The organism is Aeromonas fluvialis (assembly GCF_000819885.1).
GTDB classification, from domain to species: Bacteria; Pseudomonadota; Gammaproteobacteria; order Enterobacterales; family Aeromonadaceae; genus Aeromonas; species Aeromonas fluvialis.
In genome coordinates this window covers 64,375-85,727 of record NZ_CDBO01000035.1, presented here as the reverse complement: position 1 = coordinate 85,727, position 21,353 = coordinate 64,375, and the positions used below count along the sequence as shown (strand labels likewise).

At 52.4% G+C, this 21,353-nt stretch carries 13 protein-coding genes and 1 pseudogene; all 14 read left to right on the top strand.

Features of this window, described 5'->3' with window-relative positions; translation table 11 throughout:
* Nucleotides 1–56: 56 nt before the first annotated feature.
* Nucleotides 57–407, top strand: a pseudogene (locus BN1125_RS07665) (transposase); the annotation flags it as partial.
* 261 nt (nt 408–668) lie between these two features.
* On the top strand, nt 669–1,112 hold the full coding sequence (locus BN1125_RS07660; RefSeq protein ID WP_042011563.1) for a hypothetical protein: 444 nt from the start codon (nt 669–671) through the stop codon (nt 1,110–1,112).
* Between the two features lie 153 nt (nt 1,113–1,265).
* Nucleotides 1,266–1,865, top strand: a complete 600-nt coding sequence (locus BN1125_RS07655; protein WP_042011562.1) for a DUF1819 family protein — start codon at nt 1,266–1,268, stop codon at nt 1,863–1,865.
* On the top strand, nt 1,862–2,485 hold the full coding sequence (locus tag BN1125_RS07650) for a DUF1788 domain-containing protein (RefSeq protein ID WP_042011560.1): 624 nt from the start codon (nt 1,862–1,864) through the stop codon (nt 2,483–2,485). Before BN1125_RS07655 ends, BN1125_RS07650 begins: the two co-directional genes overlap by 4 nt.
* 98 nt (nt 2,486–2,583) lie before the next feature.
* On the top strand, nt 2,584–6,303 hold the full coding sequence (brxC, locus tag BN1125_RS07645; RefSeq protein ID WP_042011559.1) for a BREX system P-loop protein BrxC: 3,720 nt from the start codon (nt 2,584–2,586) through the stop codon (nt 6,301–6,303).
* 110 nt (nt 6,304–6,413) lie between these two features.
* Nucleotides 6,414–7,691, top strand: coding sequence for an AAA family ATPase (locus tag BN1125_RS07640; protein ID WP_042011557.1), 1,278 nt, complete (start codon nt 6,414–6,416; stop codon nt 7,689–7,691).
* 2 nt (nt 7,692–7,693) lie between these two features.
* Nucleotides 7,694–8,455: a hypothetical protein gene (locus BN1125_RS07635; protein ID WP_042011556.1), complete on the top strand. Its 762-nt coding sequence runs from the start codon at nt 7,694–7,696 to the stop codon at nt 8,453–8,455.
* A 50-nt stretch (nt 8,456–8,505) separates the two neighbouring features.
* Nucleotides 8,506–12,105: a BREX-1 system adenine-specific DNA-methyltransferase PglX gene (gene pglX / locus BN1125_RS07630; RefSeq protein WP_042011555.1), complete on the top strand. Its 3,600-nt coding sequence runs from the start codon at nt 8,506–8,508 to the stop codon at nt 12,103–12,105.
* A 155-nt stretch (nt 12,106–12,260) separates the two neighbouring features.
* A complete protein-coding gene (locus BN1125_RS07625; protein WP_042011554.1) occupies nt 12,261–12,971 on the top strand; it encodes a DUF3944 domain-containing protein in 711 nt (236 codons plus the stop codon).
* A 24-nt stretch (nt 12,972–12,995) separates the two neighbouring features.
* Complete coding sequence (locus BN1125_RS07620) at nt 12,996–13,943, top strand: hypothetical protein (RefSeq protein WP_042011552.1); 948 nt, start codon at nt 12,996–12,998, stop codon at nt 13,941–13,943.
* Between the two features lie 352 nt (nt 13,944–14,295).
* Nucleotides 14,296–15,357 (top strand): AAA family ATPase, encoded by a 1,062-nt coding sequence (locus BN1125_RS07615; RefSeq protein ID WP_042011551.1) that lies wholly within the window; start codon nt 14,296–14,298, stop codon nt 15,355–15,357.
* A complete protein-coding gene (locus tag BN1125_RS07610; RefSeq protein ID WP_042011549.1) occupies nt 15,354–16,175 on the top strand; it encodes a DUF4435 domain-containing protein in 822 nt (273 codons plus the stop codon). The genes BN1125_RS07615 and BN1125_RS07610 overlap by 4 nt, the downstream gene beginning before the upstream one ends.
* A 17-nt stretch (nt 16,176–16,192) precedes the next feature.
* Nucleotides 16,193–18,838, top strand: coding sequence for a BREX-1 system phosphatase PglZ type A (gene pglZ, locus BN1125_RS07605; protein WP_042011548.1), 2,646 nt, complete (start codon nt 16,193–16,195; stop codon nt 18,836–18,838).
* Nucleotides 18,839–18,968: 130 nt separating this feature from the next.
* Nucleotides 18,969–21,257 (top strand): protease Lon-related BREX system protein BrxL, encoded by a 2,289-nt coding sequence (gene brxL / locus BN1125_RS07600; protein ID WP_156993200.1) that lies wholly within the window; start codon nt 18,969–18,971, stop codon nt 21,255–21,257.
* The last annotated feature ends 96 nt before the right edge of the window (nt 21,258–21,353 follow it).

The window sequence follows — 21,353 nt, the reverse complement described above, 5'->3', positions numbered from 1 at the left end:
TGTCGCCTGACCTGATTTGTTTAAAAGTGAAGACTGGGGGTGGAAAAGAGTGTCGAATGGCTCGTTATTCAAGTGAGCGAAAGGCTGCCTTGCTCAAGAAGCTGCTGCCTTCTATCAATATGTCGGTTGCCGAGTTGGCCCGTCAGGAGAACATCAGTGAGGCCACTCTGTATAATTGGCGCAAACAAGCCAAAGACGGAGGGGCTCCTGTGCCCGGAGACAACAAATTGACCGATGAATGGCTTGCCGAGGCCAAGTTCGCCGTGGTGCTGGAAACCGCTGCGCTCTCTGAGATTGAGCTCAGTGAGTATTGCCGCCGTAAGGGGCTCTACCCCGAACAAGTCCAGCAGTGGCGCCAAGCCTGCATCCTGGGTCAGCAATCGGCTCGAGCCCTGCAACAGGCTGAGGGCCAGCCCCAATCAGGTGTGGTCCTGGGACATCACCTACTTGCCGTCGCCGGTACGTGGCCAGTATTACTACCTCTATCTGGTTGTTAAGTGTGACGAGCGTATTGTCCGAAAAACAGGTGCTGATCTAGGGGGCGCTTACAGAATGGCGATGGTAAAACGCATTCCTGCCTGAAAACACGACATGTGCAAAACCCCAGTATCGAAGCTGCGCGGCAGGCCCGGTATAGTCAGCCGAGTTCACATCAGAGAGGGTATTCGATGAGTAACCAACCCGGCTTTTGGTTAGCGACACGCCCGTTGTCGTTGGCTGCTCTGCTGCTTGGCCTGCTGCAATCAACAGCATTGGCTGCCAACTGCACCTATCGAGAAGATGCATTGGGGCATACCCGCTACCGGTGTGACGATGGCAAGCAGGGCACCCTGCGTGAGGATGCGCTCGGCAACATCAAAGACACGGGAACGGGCATTACCTGGCGCAAAGATGCGCTCGGCAACCTCAAGGGCAGCGATGGCACCACCTATCGGGAAGACGCGCTGGGCAAGCTGCGCGGCAGCAATTCCAAAACCGGCGCAAGGGTGACCTGGCGTGAAGATGCGCTTGGTCAGTTGCGTGCATCCGATGGCACTGTCTGCCGCACCGATGCACTGGGGCAACTGAAATGCCGTGGGGAAAGCACACCACCCGTTTTGTTGGGGCAATGACCCTCAAAAAGTGGGGAAAAAGTGGGGAAGTAGTAGCCGTTCAGTGCATGCAAAAGGGATAACTGTGCACTGGGTTAAAGGCAATGCGGCTGGTTTCGCGTATGATAACCGCGTCTTGGAACCCATAGTCGAATTGTTGAATAGAGAGTAGTTATGACGGCCAAAGCATATCTGGGCGACATCATCGGAGGCAGCATCATGCTGCGCGAGAGCCGAATAATCAGTGAACTACTGCTACAGCACCCTGATGATGCAAGCTGGCACGAGGCGATTGTTAGCCACAACCTGTTGCAAAAAAACTCGGTCCACAGCGCCAAGCGGATGGCATCCACGCTGCGCAAAAGAGTTGAGCCGATGGGGCAGGATTTCTGGACTGCATTACTGCAGGTGTCTGATGACCTGGCAAAGCAGATGTTACTGCTGGCAACCCTGTGTCAGTCTCCCGTATTAGGCGATTTTATGGCAACGGTTGTTTCCGATGCTAGGCGCATGTATCGAGAATCACTGCGTAGTGATGACTGGCAGGATTTTATTTTGTCGCGGCAACGGGTTGTTGATGGCCTTGAACAATTTTCAGCGAGCTCAATTCAGAAAATGGGAAATAACGTCTTCAAGATCCTGGCCGATGTCGGGTATCTGGAGTCTGGTCGTTCGAAAAAATTGCAAAATATTTACCTGTTACCCGAAATGAGAGAGTGGTCGATGCGCTTGGGTTGTCCAAAAGCTTACGAGGCGATGGAGTCAGCACGATGAATGTGCACTGGGATAGTGAGCCGCAGCTTAAAGCCCGGTTGGAACAGATCGACGCACGCCTGCGAAGCGACAGTTTTTTGAATAACCGAGAATTGGGGGGGGAGATCGGATTTTATATCTTCGATTATCCGCCGCAGTTTGAATTGATCGTGCGTGAGTATCTCGAATCAAGTCTGCTTCAGGTGCGCAAGCAAGGGCTGCAATTTTTACACCTCAACTTGTTTGAAGAACTACTCGACATGTTGCAGGGAAGAAAGCTGTTAGAAAAAGCCTTTGAACTGGAGTTGAAAAAAGGCACGGATGAGTTGGCCAAAGCGTTGAAAGGCCCGCTCGAGCAGGGGCGTGTTGCCCAGCACCTGATGAGCAAAATTCAGCCGGCCAATCCGCAGTTTGTGCTGTTGTCCGGCCTTGGCCAATGCTGGCCATTGCTGCGCGGTCACAGCTTGCTTAATGCCCTTCACGCACAAATGGGCGCAATCCCTTTGGTGCTGTTTTATCCCGGACAATACAACGGCCTTGAGCTTTACCCCTTTGACCTGGATCGCGCCGAAGTGGCAACGGCCAATTACTACCGTGCATTTCAGCTAGTGCCACATGCCGCCAAATATCAAGGTGGATGAGTCGCCCGGGTTGTCAGCGATACGTCAATGGCGCAATAACCAAATCACCAAACCGCTACCCGAACGGTAACCTGCAAACAAGAGATATGGGATCATCGATGCAAATCAAAGAGCTATTTACCAAACAACTGGATCGTCCAATCAATGGCGTGGTGAAAGCCGAACAACTGGATGAGCAAATTATCTGGACTGAGTTGGATGAGTATGTGGTGACCCGTGAACTTGATCGCCATCTGCGCCATTTCTTCGAGACCTATTTGCCGGGCGTTACCCATCCTGATGATCCCAGCGTGGCGGGTAAAATTGGTATCTGGGTCTCCGGTTACTTCGGCTCCGGTAAATCGCACTTTATCAAGATCCTCTCTTATCTGTTGGGTAACCAGCGTGCTGTTCATGGTGAGCAGAGCAAAGCCGCGATCGATTTTTTCAAAGATAAGATCAGTGACACCCTGCTCTACAGCGACATTCACGCTGCGGTGAATCGCCAAACCGAGGTGATCCTGTTTAACATCGACAGTCGTGCAGATACTGAAGATAAAGAAGATGCCATCCTCAAAGTGTTCCTGCGGGTGTTTAACGAACGGCTTGGCTATTGCGCCGACCATCCGCATATTGCCCACCTTGAGCGGGAGCTGGATGCCCGCAATCAATATCACGCGTTCAAGAGCAAATTTGCCGAATTGAAGCGCTCCTCTTGGGAAGAAGAACGTGATGCCTATGGCTTCTGCCGGGATGAAATGGCGCAAGCCTGGGCACATGCCACCGGCCAGTCAGAAGCCTCCTCGGTGCAGAGCATGGAAAACCTCGAATCCATGTTTACGCTCGATATTAGCAACTTCTGCAAGTGGGTACGGGAGTATCTGGATCGCAGCGCCCAAGAGAGCGGCAAAGATGGCAAACGCATCGTCTTTTTGGTTGACGAAGTGGGTCAGTTTATCGGCAACAATACCAATATGATGCTCAAGCTACAGACCATCACCGAGAATCTGGGCACAGCATGTGGTGGGCGGGCCTGGGTGATCGTGACCTCACAAGAGGATATTGATGCCACCTTAGGGGATCTGGGGGCGAAAAAAGCGCAGGATTTCTCCAAAATCCAGGGGCGTTTTCACACCCGGATCTCCCTCTCATCCTCCAATACCAACGAAGTCATCCAAAAGCGTCTGCTCGAAAAAACCACTGCAGCCAAAGATGAACTGGCCGATCTGTTTATTCAGAAAGGCGATATTTTGCGCAACCAGTTGGCGTTTGATACCACCACCACCGCCGAGCTGGCGAACTATCGCGACAACGTCGAATTTGTCGATCACTACCCGTTTATTCCCTACCAGTACTTGCTGGTGCAGAAGGTGTTTGAAGCGATCCGCAAAGTGGGGGCAACCGGTAAACACCTCTCTCGGGGTGAACGTTCTTTGCTCGATGCGTTCCAGAATGCGGCACGTCAGCAAATGAATAAAGGGGTCGGTGTGCTGGTGCCGTTCCACGCATTTTACCCGGCTATCGAATCGTTTCTGGACACCAACGTCAAACGTATTTTCGAGCAGGCGGCCGAGAAGCAGAGTCTCGACCCTTATGATGTCAGCATCCTCAAATCACTGTTTTTGATCCGCTATGTCGATCTGGTGAAGTCCACCCTCGATAACCTGGTGACCCTCTCAATCGAAGAGATTGATACCGATAAAGTTGCCCTCAGAAAACGGATCGAAGCCAGCTTGCAGCGTCTGGAAAATCAGCTGCTGATCGCCCGCAACGGTGACGAATATGTGTTCCTCACCAACGAAGAGAAAGAAGTCGAGCAGGAGATCAAACACACTCAGGTTGAAAATACCGAAGTGACTCGCTTGCTGTCCAAATTGATCTTTGAAGAGGTGATGGGGAGTCGGCGCCAATATCGCTACCCCGTCAACAAACAAGACTACCCGCTTAGCCGCTTCTGTAACGGCCATCCGCTTGATGGCAGTGTACAAACCGACTTGGTGCTCAAGGTGATCTCGCCGCTTGATGCCAACTTTGATGGCTACCACGATCAGGGCTGCAAGGCGCTCAGTCTGGAAGGGCAGGGCAGCGTGGTGATCCGCTTGCCCGATGAAAAACGGCTCTGGGACGAATTTGATACCTGGCTTAAAACCGAGAAATTCCTGGCTAGCAACCGCAGCCAGCGACCGGAACAAGAGAAACTGTTGGCCGAAAAGGCGATGGAAAATACCCAACGCCGCAATCGTCTGAAGTCGCTGTTTGAGGATCTGGTCAAGCGGGCCCAGTTTTTTGCGATTGGTAACGAACTACAGACCAAGTCCGGCAGTGTCGTGAACATGCTCGATGAAGCCTTTAGCTACGTGATCGAGAACTCGTTCCAAAAGCTCAGTCTGCTCAAAAGCTGCGGCGCCAACCCGATGCAAGAGCTCAAAGCGGTGATCGTGGCTGATGACACGGCGCAGCTCAACATGCATCTTGGCGAGCAAGACCCGAACAGCAGTGCCAAGCAAGAAATTGAGTTTTATCTGAATGTGTCGGAAGAGGCCAACAAACCGGTCTACCTCAAAGAGTTGCTCGAGCGTTTCAGTGCCCGCCCTTATGGCTGGAACCGTGATGAAGTGATGCTGCAAGTCGCCCATCTGGTATTGCTGGGCAAAGCGGCGCTGTCCACTCCTAACGGCGATCTGCCGCTCAACCGCAGCTATGACCAGTTCACCTCGGTGCGCAGCCATACCAGCCTGCGGATCCGCCGGGTGCGCCAGCATAGCGAGCAGCAGATGCTCAAAGCCGCACGTCTTGCCAAAGAGATCTTCCAAAAACCGTTTGATAGCAGCGAAAAAGAGCTGGCGAACAAGCTGCAAGTCGAGCTGGGCCAATGGCAGAAATTGCTCAAAGAGTTCGAATTCAAGGCCAAACAGGGCCACTGCCCGGGGCAACATGTGCTGGAGAGTGGCAAACGGCTGGTGGCCGGCCTGCTGGAACTGGGCAATAACAGCTATGCCCTGATCGACGCGCTCTGTGCCCAAGGCAACGACTTGCAGGATTTTGCCGAAGACTTTGAAGAGGTCGAAGAGTTCTACACCCGCCAGTTTGACACCTGGCAGCAACTGCACCGCGCCTTGGGGGAACAGTTTCGCGCCAACCGTCACGCGCTGGAGCAAGACCCGGCTGCCGCCGCGCTATTTGCCCAACTGCAAACCATTCATGATGACAAGCAACCCTATGGCAAGCTGCGTAATGTCGCCGCACTGATTGAACAGATCAGCGCCATTAACCAGCGCTTGGTGGAGCAGCAGCGCATCCTGAGCCTCAAGGCTATCGAGCAAATTCAACATGGCATCCACTCCTCGGTCAGTGAATTGCCCGGCGATCTGCAACATCAGGCCATGCGCCCCTTTGTTTTGCTCAAAGAGCGGGTGAGCAAGAGCGTCTCGCTCCATGAACTGGTCAGTCTGGTCAAAGAGGCGGATGACGAAGAAGACAAGGTCATTGAGCTTATCAACCGCTTTAGTGAACAGCAGATGCGTGCACAGCTGCAGGCAGAACAAGCCCTTGCGCAAGCGGCCAGCCATGCTGGCGTAGCAACGCCGTCACAGGTGCAGGAGCCAGCCGCAGGGGCGAACAGCGCGAGCGCCCAAGCGACCGTTGAAAAACCGGTTGCCAAACCTCAAGCCGCACCCAAGCCTGCACCCAAGCCGATCGAACTAGTCTCCCCCACAGAGTTGCTGGGCGATAACCACCTCTTTATTGAAACGGAACAGGATATCGACGCCTATCTGGGCAAGCTGCGTAGCCGCTTGCAGCAGGCCATTGAGGGTGGCAAGCGGGTGCGGATCAAATAACCCACACACCCACGAGCAAGCAAACAAGCAAGCCAATCAATCACCCCCTTGTTGCCGCTACCAGCAACAAGGGGGGACAGAACAGATAAAAATCAAACAAGGAGCCGTGGATGCTGACCCGTTTTGAAATCGACAACTTTAAATCGTTGGTTGGTTTTAGCCTGCCGCTTGCTCGCTTTAACTGCTTGATTGGCCTGAATGGTGCAGGAAAAACCACCGTACTGCAGGCACTCGATTTTGCCGCCCATGTCATGAGTGGTGAGGTTCAAGCTTGGCTGGATGCCCGTGGCTGGACAGCCACCGATCTCACCAGTCGGCTTTCAAATGGCAAATCCAATATTGAACTGGCGCTGGAATTGCAAATTAATGGGCTCAACCTCCGTTGGGAGGCCACCTTTAATCGATCGCGCTTGGCCTGTACCCGAGAGTCGATTGTTGCGCTAAGTTATTCACTTAACGCGATAGTGGACAACTCTTTGGTTCTGTCACTGCCAGGTCGATTGGACACGCTCCCGCCCTTATTCGAGCTGCGTGCAGGCAAATATCGGCAATACAAACAGTTGCAAAACCAGCCACAAGAAAATCAATGGCAAGATATCCCCTTTATTTATCAGGGATCACTGTTCTCTCAGCTCAAAGACAATCAACTCTCGCCACTGCTGCGGGCACTGCGTGAGCGCATCAAGGCCATTCGTTCGCTCGATCTGCTCTCGCCAGAGCAGTTGCGCCACAAGACCAAACTCAGTGAACTGCGCGATGACATCGGCAGCGGCGGCCAGCAGCTGGGCGCGTTTATTCACCAATTAAAACCCGCAGAGCGCGCGCAACTGCTGCACAACGTGCAACGCTACTACCCGCAAGTGACCAAGATCCACACCAGCGTATTGCGCGGTGGCGCGATCAAATTGGAATTACATGAGAGCTATCAAGCGACTGCACAAGATGGGCAGGAAAGCTGGTTGACACAAGACATGGTCACCGAAGCGCGCCATATCAACGACGGCATGCTGCGTCTGTTGGCCATCCTGGCTCAGCAATTTAGCCCCTATGAATTTGTGCTGTTTGATGAAATTGAAAACGGCGTCAACCCCGAGATCACCGAAGCACTGGTCGATGCGTTAGTCAGCTCACCCAAGCAACTGCTGGTCACCACCCACAGCCCGCTGGTGCTCAACTATCTGCAAGACGAGATCGCCCGCCAGAGCGTGCTGCTCATCTACAAGCGCCCCGATGGCATCAGCCGCGCAATCCGTCTGTTTGACGTGCCCATGGCCGCCGAGCGGCTGGAATGTCTCGCACCGGGCGAAACCATGCTCGATCTGTCGCTGACCCGTATTGCGGAGCTGGCAGAACAACAGAGTGACACTGGCGCCCAAGGGGAGGGGTAACCATGTTGCAATCCTTACTGGTCTACGGCGAAGGCCCGACCGATATGGGCGGTAGCCGCAATGCCCAAGCCTATGCCCATGGCGTCGATCTGCAAGTCGGCCCCATGTTGCGGCTGGCGCATCGGTTGTTGGGGCGTCATTTACCAGACTGGAATGCTGACCAGTTCGACTGGCAGCAGGAGCACGCCATTCCCTCGGTATTGGTGGCCAAGGCCGAGATGGCAACCAGGACCAGAGCCGGTAAGTTCAAGCTGCTGAGTAAAGACGTCAAACAAGGCTACCTTATCCACAGCAAACGAGCTGCGGTGTTGGGTGAGTTGGCGCAGCAGACCGGTTCATTCACCGAGGCCCAGCTGGCGATCTACTTTCACGACACCGACGGTACCAATCGTGATCCTCATGACCCGCACGATCTAGTGCAGGCCGTGAATGAAGGGTTTCGCGCCGCAGGCTTTGCGGGTCGAGGCGTTGCCATGGTGCCGCAACCGACGTCAGAAGCCTGGCTTATCTGCTCGTGCAAGCCTGATGCCTATCAGCACTGCGCCCAGCTGGAAACCCGACTATCAGGCAATGATCGCTCACCGGATCGCGCCCCCAAGCTGGTGCTGGGGCACCATTTGAGAAACACCGATTATCACCGAGGTGATCTCTTACCTGTGGTGAATGCTATCGAACTCGACCGGTTGGATATGCCGACCTTTAACCAGTTTCGAGATGATTTAAAGCAAGGGATCCGCAATCTGTGCGGGGTGGTAGATGACTAAGCTCGTCACCAGCTCGCACACGTTGCTCAAATAAAAATAATGAGAAAACGATGAACACCAACAACCTGAAAAAAGTCGCGCCGCGGGCGCGCACTGCGTTTATCAACGCCATGATGGCCCGAGCCGGTGAATTTGGCATCACAGCGCAAGGGGTCAGTGTTCCCACTGTCAGTGGCGATGTGCTGCAGGTCGCGGGTTACACCCATCCGGCCCGGGTCAGCGCGCCGCTTAAGCGCTTGAACCAGCGCATTGCCGATGAGGGCTTTAGCGCCGTGATCGAGCAGATGGCCTACACCTGGTTTAACCGTTTTTGCGCTATCCGTTTTATGGAGCTCAAAAGCGAAGAGGGCTATCTTGAGCACGGCGTGCGTATCTTATCGCACCCCAGCCAGCCCCAAGGCTTTGAAGTGCTGGATCGTGCCACCGAGGTGATCGACTCGTTAATCAGCGAAGGCGTTGCCCTTGATAAACCCGCGCTGCTCGACTTGATGCTGGCCGGTAACGAGCAAGAAGCCCTGTTCCGTGAACTGCTGCTCGGTCAGTGCCACCGTCTGCATCAGGCGATGCCGTTTTTGTTTGAAGCCATCGACGATGAAACCGAGCTGCTGCTGCCCACCAATCTCACCCGCACCGATGCCTTCTGGCGCGAGCTGGTGGACGGGATCCCGGAGGCTGACTGGCAACAGGTCGAGGTGATCGGCTGGCTCTACCAGTTCTATATCAGCGAGAAAAAGGATGAGGTGATAGGCAAGGTGGTCAAGTCCGAAGATATCCCGGCCGCCACTCAGCTGTTTACCCCTAACTGGATCGTGCAATACCTGGTGCAAAATTCGGTTGGCCGCCACTGGCTGCAAACCTATCCCGACTCCCCCTTGCAACAGACTATGCCCTACTATGTGGCCCCCGGCGAGCAACCCCCCGAGGTGGTGGCTGAGCTTGCCCGCCTGATCCCGGCCAGTATCGAGCCCGAATCCATCAAGGTGCTCGATCCTGCTTGCGGCTCCGGCCATATACTGGTGGAAGCTTATAACCTGCTCTATCGCATCTATGAAGAGCGCGGCTACCGCAGCCGCGAGATCCCCGAGCTAATCCTTAAACACAATCTGTTTGGCCTCGATATTGACGATCGCGCCGCCCAGCTCGCCGGGTTTGCCCTGCTGATACGTGCCCGTCAGGATGATCGTCGCCTCTTCTCCCGCGACCTCACCCTGCATATCCACGCCCTGCAGGAGAGCCGTCACCTCGATATTCCCAAGCTCTGGCAGGCACTCAATCTCAATGCCGATTGGGATCGCGGTCAGGTACAAGATATGTTTGCAACGACCCCCACCACTCTGGCCGGCAATGATCCGCGCCTGAGCCTGCTCACCGACTTGCACCAGCGCTTTGTCGATGCCAAGACCCTGGGCTCCCTGATCGAAGTCCCGAGCGAGCAAGCCGCTGCCATTGCCGAGTTATACACCACCCTGCAGGGCTTGAGTGTGAGCGGCGATGCAATGCAAAAACCTGCGGCTAGGGCGCTGTTGCCGCTGCTGGCGCAGGCTGGCGTACTGGCCCAGCGTTACGACGCAGTCGTCGCCAACCCGCCCTATATGGGCAGTAATGGGATGAATACAACGCTCAAGGGTTTTGTTGCTAACTTGTATCCAGGCAGCAAGGCAAATCTCTTTGCCGTATTTATGGAACGTACTTTTGGCCTGCTAACTTCAAATGGTTTTAATGCGCAGGTTAATCTTCAAACTTGGATGTTTTTATCTGGTTTCAGTAATGTGAGAGAAAGAATTATTAAAGGGAATTGTATTATCTGTTTAAACCATATTGGGTTGAATAGTTTTCCGGAAATGAACTCTAAAGTTGTCCAGTGTTGTGCATTTGTAGCTGTAAATAAAAATCCGCCTAAATATATATCTACATTTAGTGATTTAACTCGATCTGCCCCATCTTCTGATAAAAATCATGTGTACTTGAACCTGACAGATGAACAGGTATATAAGATTGACATTTCTCGTTTTGTGAATGTACCCGGAGCTCCATTTTCTTACTGGGAAGATTACTCTCGGCTCTACGCTAAAGGCATTCTTTCTGATATTCTTGAGTCTGGAGGTCGATGCAAAACTCATAATGATGAAAAGTATGTGAGGTGTTGGTGGGAAGTTGAATTTGATAAACTTGGGTCTGAATGGAAGTTATATGAAAAGGGAGGGGATTATAGGCCATGGTTTGGAAATCGTGATTTTGTTGTAAATTGGACAGAAGCAGCTAAGAATGTTTATGACTATCATGGCGGGCTCACACAAGAAAAATTTTGGAGTAGAGAAGCTATCACTTGGTCCGCAGTGACAACCTCCAGAAATGCATTTAGGTTAAAATCGGATGACTCAGAGTATTCATCAGGTTCACCTTGTCTATTCGGTGTGGGTTCATTAGATGATGGGGTAATTTATAATTACTTAGGGCTGCTTAACTCTACGACATCTCACTCTTTGCTGAAAATTCTATGCCCTACGATTAATGCCAATCCAGGTGATGTATTAAAAATGCCCAATTTGGCTATTGATGTTTCACATGAGGTTAAAACGTTAATAGATATTTACAGGGCCGACTGGTGTTCGCAAGAACAACGTGTTGGATTTGATGGGCTTAGCTGCATTAATATTAGGTGTGATAGAGTCAAAGATTCTTTTGATAACGTTTTTTTAACTGAAAACAATATGGTTGATGAGGCTCTAACCGTAGAGAATTTGGTCGATAAAAAGTTCTCCGATGCTTTTGGTTTACACTACGAAATAAAAACAAGAAGTGATATTGCATTATCGTGCAATTTTTTTTATAAACAAAGTGATTTAGATGAAGCTAATAAAATAAGAAGTTCAAATACTTTGCAGCAAGTAATTTCCTATTCGATTGGCTGCATGATGGGCCGCTATTCGCTGGACAGAGGAGGTCTGGTCTACGCCCATGCCGGTAATGAGGGCTTTAAGGCGCTGGTGGAAGAGGGGGCCTACCAGAGCTTTGCTGCTGATGGCGACGGCATCTTGCCACTCACCAGTGAAGCCTGGTTTGAGGACGATGTAGCTGCCCGGGTCGAGCAGTTTGTCCGCACCGTCTGGGGCGCAGAAACCCTGGAAGAGAACCTCACCTTCATCGCCGACAGCCTGTGCCTGAGTGCCCTCAAGCCGGTCAAAAATGGTGGCGAAACCGCCCGCGAGACTATCCGCCGCTACCTCTCGACCCAGTTCTTTAAAGACCATTTGAAGACCTACAAGAAGCGCCCCATCTACTGGCTCTTTAGCTCGGGCAAGGAGAAGGCCTTCGAGTGTCTGGTCTATCTGCACCGCTACAGCGAATCGACCCTGCCACGGATGCGCACCGAATACGTCACCCCGCTGCTCGGCCAAATCGCCAGCCGCATCGAGCGCAAACGGATGGAGCAAACCGAGGCCAGCACCGCGGAAGCCAAGCGCATTGGCAAAGAGATCGACAGCCTCACCAAGCAGCTCAGTGAACTGCGCGCCTTTGACGACCAGCTTAAACATCACGCCGATATGCGCATCCGGCTTGATTTGGATGACGGGGTTAAAGTGAACTACGGCAAATTCGGCACCCTGCTCAGTGATGTCAAAGCCATCACCGGCGATAAGGGCGAGTGATCGACCTATCGTCCATCAAATCAAGGCGAGAGCTGCAACTTGTGCGGCAGCTCTCATTTTGCTTATTGCCGTTCAAGATGGCGGGTTATCCCTTGGACTTGGCTGGTGCGAGCGTAGTATTTTATTGATATTTATCATTAATCGGTGGCGTGAATATGGATATTAATATTGCAAGCAGATATTACAAGTACAGAGAAGATGAAGACTTGGCATTTATTGCTCACTGTACCCATGAGCAACTCGCTCCACTGGTCAGTTATTTGACCATTGATCGTGATGGCAAGCCGAGATTGGCTGAAACATTGACCAACAACTCCGAATTTAAAGCAAACAAGCATGATTTTTCTCGGGCATGGCAAGCCATCTGCACTGAACTGCAAACATATGGCAACTCGACAGCATTAAATATCGTGACCAGAAAGGGGGCCGCGTATAAGGATATTGTGCAGTTCACTGCTAAATCCGTTGGCTGCGTGATAGACAAGCAGAGTGATGTGCAGACCCTCGAGCAGGCGATAGTAGCCAAAGTGCTGGAGTTGCAGATGGATAAGATGACGCAGGCTGAACGGGAAGCGTTCATTAAAACCATGAAGAATGACTATCAAGTGAATAATATCGATCCTTTAAAGTGGACGGTCAGGGATTTTAGTGTGATATCGGGCGTACTGGCGGGTGCATTCGGTGGGGCTGCTGCGGCTGGAGCTATGCTGCTGCCAAGAGCATTATTATTTTCTAGTCCACTTGGGCTCGTCGGTGGATTATTCAGTGCTGTGGTAGAAGGGCCTGCACTGCGAGTCACCTTGCCGTGCGTTATCCATATCACCATGTTGCGTGAGTTCCATCGCCACGGTAACCCGTTCAACTAATTCTGACAACACAAGGAGCTTGTCATGCTTGAAGAAGCGATCAAAGTGATTATGGTGCCAGATTGGGATAAGGTTGACCCTGAAATTATTGAATTGCTCCAAACTGGCCATATGCATCTTCGTGAAGGCGTCATTTATTGGGCCAAGGGTAAAAAACTATCAGAGGGGGCGGGGAGTATTGTCAAGCACCTTCCCTTTAAAGAGATGACAGTAGATGTCAGCCAGGGCGTTAATGTCGAGCAGTTGATGAAAGCCACCGCCGCCATGCAGAAAAGCATCGGCTTGGCGGTTGGGTTATCAACCGGAATTATTCTCGCTGCGATAGTGATTCAAACCGCCTATCTCTCTCAAAAGCTCAATAAAATCCAGGCGTCGATAGATAAAATCGCTGTTGAAATTCAAACTCAAAATCAGCTTTTTTATCTTGAAAAACTTTCATCGTATATGGGTAGCATTATGGCGGCCCATGAGATGTTGGCGGTTTCTAAAGAGAGCGAGGCATACCCTGAGGTGATTGCACCATTATTGGCAACACTTGCTCAGCAAAGAAATGAATTAAGTACATTCTTGATGAATCTGATTGGCTGGATCGACCACAGTAAAGCAATCGAGAATAAAATTACCGATGAACATGCTGCATTGATTGTTGATTTTGTGACAAGCGTATTGGACGTCATGCCAAAATCGATTTATGTGGAGTCTGCACTTTATACCACTCTTGGTAAATATCATCATGCAGATGCACTGGTTGAGTCGGCAGCAATAAAATACAAGTCTGTTTTGAACTCTTATCGGTTATGGGCAAAAGATGGTTATGATAAATGGTTAACCGGCAAGGCCAGTCGCAGTAGCCATCTGCTGGTTAATAAATTTGAAGATATTAACAGCCTGTTACGTTCTATCGAAAATCAGCTGCTGCTGGGCAACAGTCAGCAATTATGCAAACAGCAATTGGAGTGTGTTGCAGTGTAGTGACATCACACGGGGCGATCCGAGGTTATCAAAAGTAGAGGCAGGTGGCTCACCTGTCTCTTTATGCCCGGATCACAGGTGGGGTATGTCGACGTACACCAGACGATGACTCCAAGATCTACGTACAGATCAGCATCCCCCAGGATCTCGATCATGGGAGCAAGGTTAACTGCGGCTCCTTGTTCAACGATGTGAAAACCATCACTGCTGATAACAATGACCGTTTGATGTTCAGGCGTCAGTTCGCTGACGCCTGCTTGCGTTACTTTTCGCTGTGGCCAGGGACGCTGTTACAGATACGGACGAGCAAACACGTTAGAATGGCGCTTCGGATTTTGGAGGACCACAACCTATGCATATCACCCATCTCTACCTGAACGGTGTCGGGCCACTGACGCATTCACACCTCGATCTGCGAGATGATTGGCGGGGTGGCGCACATTCTCAGGTGTTGCTTACCGGCCCCAATGGTTGTGGTAAATCAACCGTGTTACGGGCGATAGCCATGTTGTGGGAAGCTGCAGGCTGGTGGCTCGAGCATCGTAAACATTTGCCAGCCAAACATGTAGCCAGTGTTTGGTTGCAACGCTGGCAGGGTGTTGCGGTGATTGTTAACAAGTTGGAGCCTTTTACTACTGAGCCAGTTGGTTTGGTGTTTGGTGCAGCGTCATGGGTCGATGAGTTGCTTGAAAAACATCCTGACGTGCAATGGTTGGGCGAGTCATTCGAACACACGAACAGCTCGAAGATTGTTAAACGCAGTCTGCTGTTATCCGAAGTGCACTGGCTCGATAAGCTAACCGAACAGCGCAGGCGTATGTTGCTTAGCTACGATAAGGTTGACGTGCCCAATCTTATCTATCTCGATGCAGAAGAGCGGCGCTGGGTTAATCCAAGACGCAATGTTGGGTCACCTGAACCAGACCTGCTGAGTCAGCGCTGGCTGACCCGTTATCAAGTCAGCGAGGATTGGAAGGGGCAGTTAGAGCCCTCTTTGATTGCCCTTAAAACCACCCAATTGCATAAATTCCATGAAGTGCTGCGTAATCTGAACCTGTTCTTGCAAGGCAAGGAGATCGAGTCGGATATGGTCCCGGGTGAGAATCGTCTGAGTGTCAAGATCAAGGGGCAGCGCGGGGCACGTCATTCGCTCGATGAACTGAGTGCTGGTGAGCATCAGGTATTGATCCTCGTCTATCTCATCAGCCGCTGGTTACAACCCGGTGGTATCGTGCTTATTGATGAACCGGACCTTTATCTGCATCCCTCACTGGTCAGCGGATTGCTGGCCAATCTTGAGAAGCTGGTAGCAGACAGGCAGGGACAGCTCATTGTGACTTCCCACAGTGTCGATATCTGGCAGCGTTATGAACAGCAAGGACTGCGGATTGAGCTGCAGGGGGAACAAGCATGAGTCGGCTGGATAACCTGCAGACCAAGATTAAACAGCAATATGTCGGTGCAACCGGCAAGCGGGTCTTGTTGGTTGAAGGACCCGATGACATTCAGGCTTTCAGTGCCTGGTTGGGGAAAGTGGATGTAACCTGGGAAAACAGCTGGGTCGTTGCCGACGCGCAGAAGAAGGCCAACGTACTAGAACTGCTGGCACGTGAGCCCAATTGGATTGGTGTGGTTGACCGCGATGAATGGACTGCAGAGGTGATTGCGGACAAGCAACGCGCACTCCCGAATCTCTGGATTCTTCCACGATTTTGTTTGGAAAATTATCTGTGTGATCCTGAAGAACTCTGGGCAATGTTGCCACCTGGACAGCAGCAGAAAATCGAGGGTGGCTATCAGGCATTATATTCGGCCATTACAGATAATTTGCCTATATGGCGCCTGCACGGGGCACTATGGCAGGTGATCAACCCATTGTGGGAAGGACTGCGTGCGCTGGGCTTTAAGGAGCGGTTACTCGATATTCAACAGGCGGGAGATGAGCAAGCCATCCGGCAAACACTGAATGAATGGCATCAGTATTTATCGCCTGAGCCAATATGGGTTGACTACCAGGCCCGCTTAGCGGAGGTGATGGCTTGGCCAGTATCACAGCAATTTCAATGCGGGGTTCATGGTAAGCAGTTCTTCCCGAGCGTAGTCCATGAATCCTTAACTCAATTGCTCGGTGAGCAAGCCAAGGCGAATGAGCGTCAGAATCGTCTCTTACAGAGCGCTCAGCCCCCAGCAGATCTTCGCCCTCTTTGGCAAAAAATGGGCCTGCTTCAATAAATTTTTGAGATGTATTGATGGATATCACCCAACTACAAAACGGGCTTAACAAGAAGTTTCAGCAAAGTCGGATCGTCTTTTGGCATGATCCCGAGCAGAGCTTTACAGCACAGCTGGCAGAGCTTGCCGATCCCCAGGCCGGTTTGACCCGCGAAGGCCAGCCTGTGGTGGTGCTCAACATGTCACAGCACTCCCAATTACAGGTGAGAAGGCGCATAGAACTCGATGAGCCGACCACGCCATTTCTGCTCTACTGGCCAAGCCTTGAGCCTGCAGCAGCCAAAGATTGGCTGCTCGATATGCGCCGCTATAGCGCGACGTTTTATGCCGATGCGGCGTCAATCCTGCTCAATGAGCTGGGGCTGGCCAATATGGCGCTGCGAGATTATATCGCGTCGCGCCGGCGCTTTTTTGCCAGCAAGGAGCGCACCACCGCGCTCAAGCGTCGTCTGGATGGGCGCAGTGGGGTGGAAGATGCGCTGTCGCTCGATCTCAAGATGATCAGTGTGTTGCTGGGCTGCCATGCCCAGCTGGCCGAGGTGGTCAGGGAGCTGGGCGCTCGCCTGTTGGATACTCACCTTGAGCCCGCAGATGCTCTGGCACCACTTGAGCAACATGGGTTGCTGCCGAGCCTTTGGCAGTGGTTAGAACGGGATTACGGGTATCAGGTCGCCGACGGCAATACCCCTTCGTTGCGGGAGTTTATCCGCAAGCTGTTTGCCAGTGAGAGTTATGAGTTGCTGGCGGTGACCAAGCAGGAGCAGCGCCCGGCTTGGTTGCAATCGCAGTTGCTGGCGACGCCAACCGGCCGCGCCAACGCCATGGCCTTGTTGGCGGGCTGGCACGATTCTGTGCAACACCGGGGGGCGTTTGCCCAGCTTTCACACGAGGTGGCGACCCAGCTTGAGTTGTCAAACCGCTTGAATAGCCTGACGACTCAAGAGGTCTGGTGTTGGGCAGAGGTGACCAGTTTTGAGGCGGTTGAGCAGGCGGTGATCCGAGAGTTGGTTGCTGGATTGATGGGGGGCGATCTCGGTTTGAGTCGCAGCGACTTTAGTCAGCTCATCTCGCGCCGTCGTCAGGGCTTTTGGCCCGGGTTCGACCCCAAGTATGCCTATCTTTATCAGGCGCTGCAGCATGCTGAAAATCTGTTGGAACTGCGCAGACACTACCCGGATGGTTTTCATTTTTCATCGTCAGGTGCCATGTATCAGGCGTATGAAACCGGGCTGTTCCAGTTTGATGCGGCCTATCGCCTCTTCAATGAGGCATTGCTGCATGTACAGGGGCAGGCTGTCGAGGTGTTGGCCACCTTGGCCGACAAGATCGAAGAGCTCTATGTTAACTGGTACCTCTACCAGCTTGGCTTGGCATGGGATGGATTGCTGGCCAAGCAGCAACTGCTGGCACGCTGGGAGTTGGGCGTACCAGTACAAGCACGATTCTACGATACCGTTGTTAAGCCGCGTTTTGCCCAGGCTGGGGTAAAGCGGCAGTTTGTGATCATCAGTGATGCGCTGCGCTATGAGGTTGCCCATGAGTTGCAGGGGCAGATCAACGAGGCCAAGCGTTTTGCCGCCAAGATCACTAGTCAGCTGGGTGTGTTGCCCAGTTACACTCAGCTCGGGATGGCTGCCCTGTTACCCCATCAGCAGATTGATTATGCGCAAGGGAGTGCGACCGTATTGGTGGATGGTCAAAGTAGTGCTGGATTAGATAATCGCAGCGCAATTTTGGCCAAAGTGGGGGGCATTGCGATATCAGCGAAGTCGCTGCAAGGTTGGACCCGCGCTCAGGCCAATGAAGCGATTGGCGATGCTCGGGTGATCTATGTCTATCACGATGTGATTGATGCCATCGGTGACAAGCAGGCGACCGAGCAGCAGACATTTGCGGCAGTGCGTAAGGCCATCGATGAGCTCAATAATCTGGTCAGCAAGATCATCAATGGTTTTGGTGTTACCCGGGTCATCGTCACGGCAGATCATGGGTTCTTGTTCCAGCGTGAGGCGCCGGAAAGTGGGGTCAAAGCGCAACTGCAGGCAGAGCCTGCTGGCACGCTTGAGGCCAAAAAACGCTATCTGATCGGGCGGCAGTTGCCTGTTAATGATGATGTCTGGCAGGGCCGGATCAGCGATACGGTCGGCGGAGATTCCGATGTCGGATTCTGGCTGCCCAAGGGGGTAAGCCGTTTCCATTTTGTCGGCGGTGCGCGTTTTGTGCATGGCGGGGCCATGTTGCAGGAGATCTGTGTGCCGGTGCTTGAAGTTCAGGAGCTCCGTGGCAAAAAACAGGCACAACATGAGAAGAGCAAGGTGAATATTGTACCTGCCTATCAGCCCATCAAGTTGGTCAATGCCATCGACAAGATCCGGTTTCTGCAGACCGATGCCGTGGATGATCGACATAAGCCGCGCACGGTGCGTTTTGTGGTGATGGATGCCAATGGACAGCGGGTATCCGCTATCGAGAAGCTCAGCTTTGATGCGACTTCCGGCACCCTTGAGCAGCGCCAACAGGATGTTCGCTTGAAACTTACCGGTACCGATTTTGACCGCAAGGCGCACTATTTGTTGCTGCTGGAAGATGATGAGGATGGCATTGAGCTGGCCCGCTACCCGGTGACCATTGATCTGGCGATCCAGAACGACTTCGGTTTTTAATGTCGGACGTTGTTGAGACGATTTGTCAGAGACGATTTGTCAGCGACTATTTGTCAGTGATGATCCCGAACGTCTTGAACTTTTATTGATGAAATAAGGCATGGCTCAGGCCATGCCTTGGAGTGACCCGATGCCACACGATGAAATGAGTGCCACTGAAGGCGAATATATCGGTAAAGAGAAACCGGAGCAGCCAGCCACCTCTGTTACCCATATCACCAACAATGTGTTGATCCAGCAGATGGATGTGTATCCGGGCGGTGAGCCAGGTGATGATGAGCGCCATGTTTATGACAACAGTGCCGAGCCCGGTTTGATATCTGGTTATCCGTTTGCCGATGCGGCCGATGCGGCCGGTGCGGCAAGTGCGGCAGATGAGCTGGCGCAGCATGCCAGCCTGGATCTCGATGCGCGCCTGAATCGCTATTTCAAAGGCAAAGTAGTGCGCAAGGATCTGACCAAACAGCTCAAGGAAGGGGCCAATGTGCCTGTCTATGTGCTGGAATATTTGCTCGGCATGTATTGCGCCTCGGATGATGATGAGGTGGTGCGCGAGGGGTTGGAAAACGTCAAGAAGATCCTGGCCGAGAATTATGTGCGCCCCGATGAGGCAGAGAAGGTCAAGTCACTGATCCGTGAGCGGGGCAGCTTCAAGGTGATCGATAAGGTTGGGGTCAAACTCAATCAGAAAAAGGATGTTTACGAGGCGCAGCTCTCTAATCTGGGCATCAAGGATGCGGTGATCCCGGCCAATATCGTCAAGCAAAACGAAAAACTGCTGACCGGCGGGATCTGGTGCATCATCACCCTCAATTACTTCTATGAGGAGGGACAGAAGATCTCCCCCTTCTCCATTTTTACCTTAAAGCCGATCCAGATGCCCTCTATGGATATGGAGGAGCTGTTTGCCGCACGAGCTCACTTTAATACTGATCAGTGGCTGGATGTATTAATCCGCTCCATCGGCATGGAGCCGACCAACTTGCAGCAACGGGTTAAGTGGCATCTGCTGACCCGGATGATCCCCTTTGTTGAAAATAACTACAACGTCTGTGAGCTGGGGCCGAGGGGGACGGGTAAAAGCCATGTCTATAAGGAGTGTTCACCCAACTCCTTGTTGGTCTCCGGTGGGCAGACAACGGTAGCTAACCTGTTTTACAACATGAGTTCGCGCCAGGTTGGTCTGGTGGGCATGTGGGATGTGGTGGCTTTTGATGAGGTGGCGGGGATCACCTTCAAGGATAAAGACGGCGTACAGATCATGAAGGATTACATGGCCTCTGGGTCCTTCTCCCGTGGTCGTGATTCGATAGAAGCCAAGGCATCCATGGTCTTTGTTGGCAACATTAACCAGAGTGTCGAGACCCTGGTCAAGACCAGCCATCTGCTGGCGCCGTTCCCGGAGGCGATGATCGATACGGCCTTCTTTGATCGCTTCCATGCCTATATCCCCGGTTGGGATATTCCCAAGATGCGGCCGGAGTTTTTTACCAACAGTTATGGCCTGATCACCGATTATCTCGCCGAGTATATGCGCGAGATGCGTAAACGCAGTTTCTCGGATGCCATCGATCGCTTCTTCAAATTGGGTAATAACCTGAACCAGCGCGATGTAATTGCGGTGCGTCGTACTGTGTCCGGGTTGTTGAAACTCCTGCATCCCCATGGCGTGTTTGATAAAGAAGATGTGCGCCGTTGTTTGACCTATGCGCTGGAGCTTCGTCGGCGTATCAAGGAGCAGCTCAAGAAACTCGGTGGTATGGAGTTTTTTGATGTGCATTTCAGCTATCTCGATAATCAGACGTTGGAAGAGTTTTTTGTCAATGTACCGGAACAAGGTGGCAGCCAGTTGATCCCGGAGGGATTGGGTAAGCCCGGGGTGGTGCATATGGTCACCAAGGGCGGGGCAGGGCAATTAGGCCTTTATCGTTTTGAAACCCAAATGACGCCTGGCAATGGCAAGCATTCGACCTCAGGCCTGGGTTCCAATACGCCAGCGAAGGAGGCGATCCGGGTCGGTTTCGATTACTTCAAAGGCAACCTGAATCGGGTCAGCGCAACGGCCAAATTCTCCGAGCATGAGTACCATTTGCATGTGGTCGAACTACATAACTCCGGCCCCAGCACCAAAACCAGTCTGGCTGCGCTGGTGGCGTTTTGTTCCATTCTGATGGGCAAGCCGGTACAAGAGCAGATGGTGGTACTGGGTGACATGACGCTAGGCGGTGTGGTCAATCCGGTTGAGGATTTGGCCGGTAGTCTGCAACTGGCGATGGACAGTGGCGGAAAACGTGTATTGCTGCCGATGGCGTCTGCCTCGGATATTCCAACCGTACCGGCGGAGATCTTCTCCAAGTTTCAAATCAGCTTTTATGCTGATCCGGTGGATGCCGTGTATAAAGCGCTCGGGGTGCAGTGAACCGTCATGGCTGAAAAAAGGCGAGCAGGGTGCTCGCCTTTTGATTAAATATCATATTAATGTGTGATCCCTGCCAAGGTTTTCCATAAGGGGAAA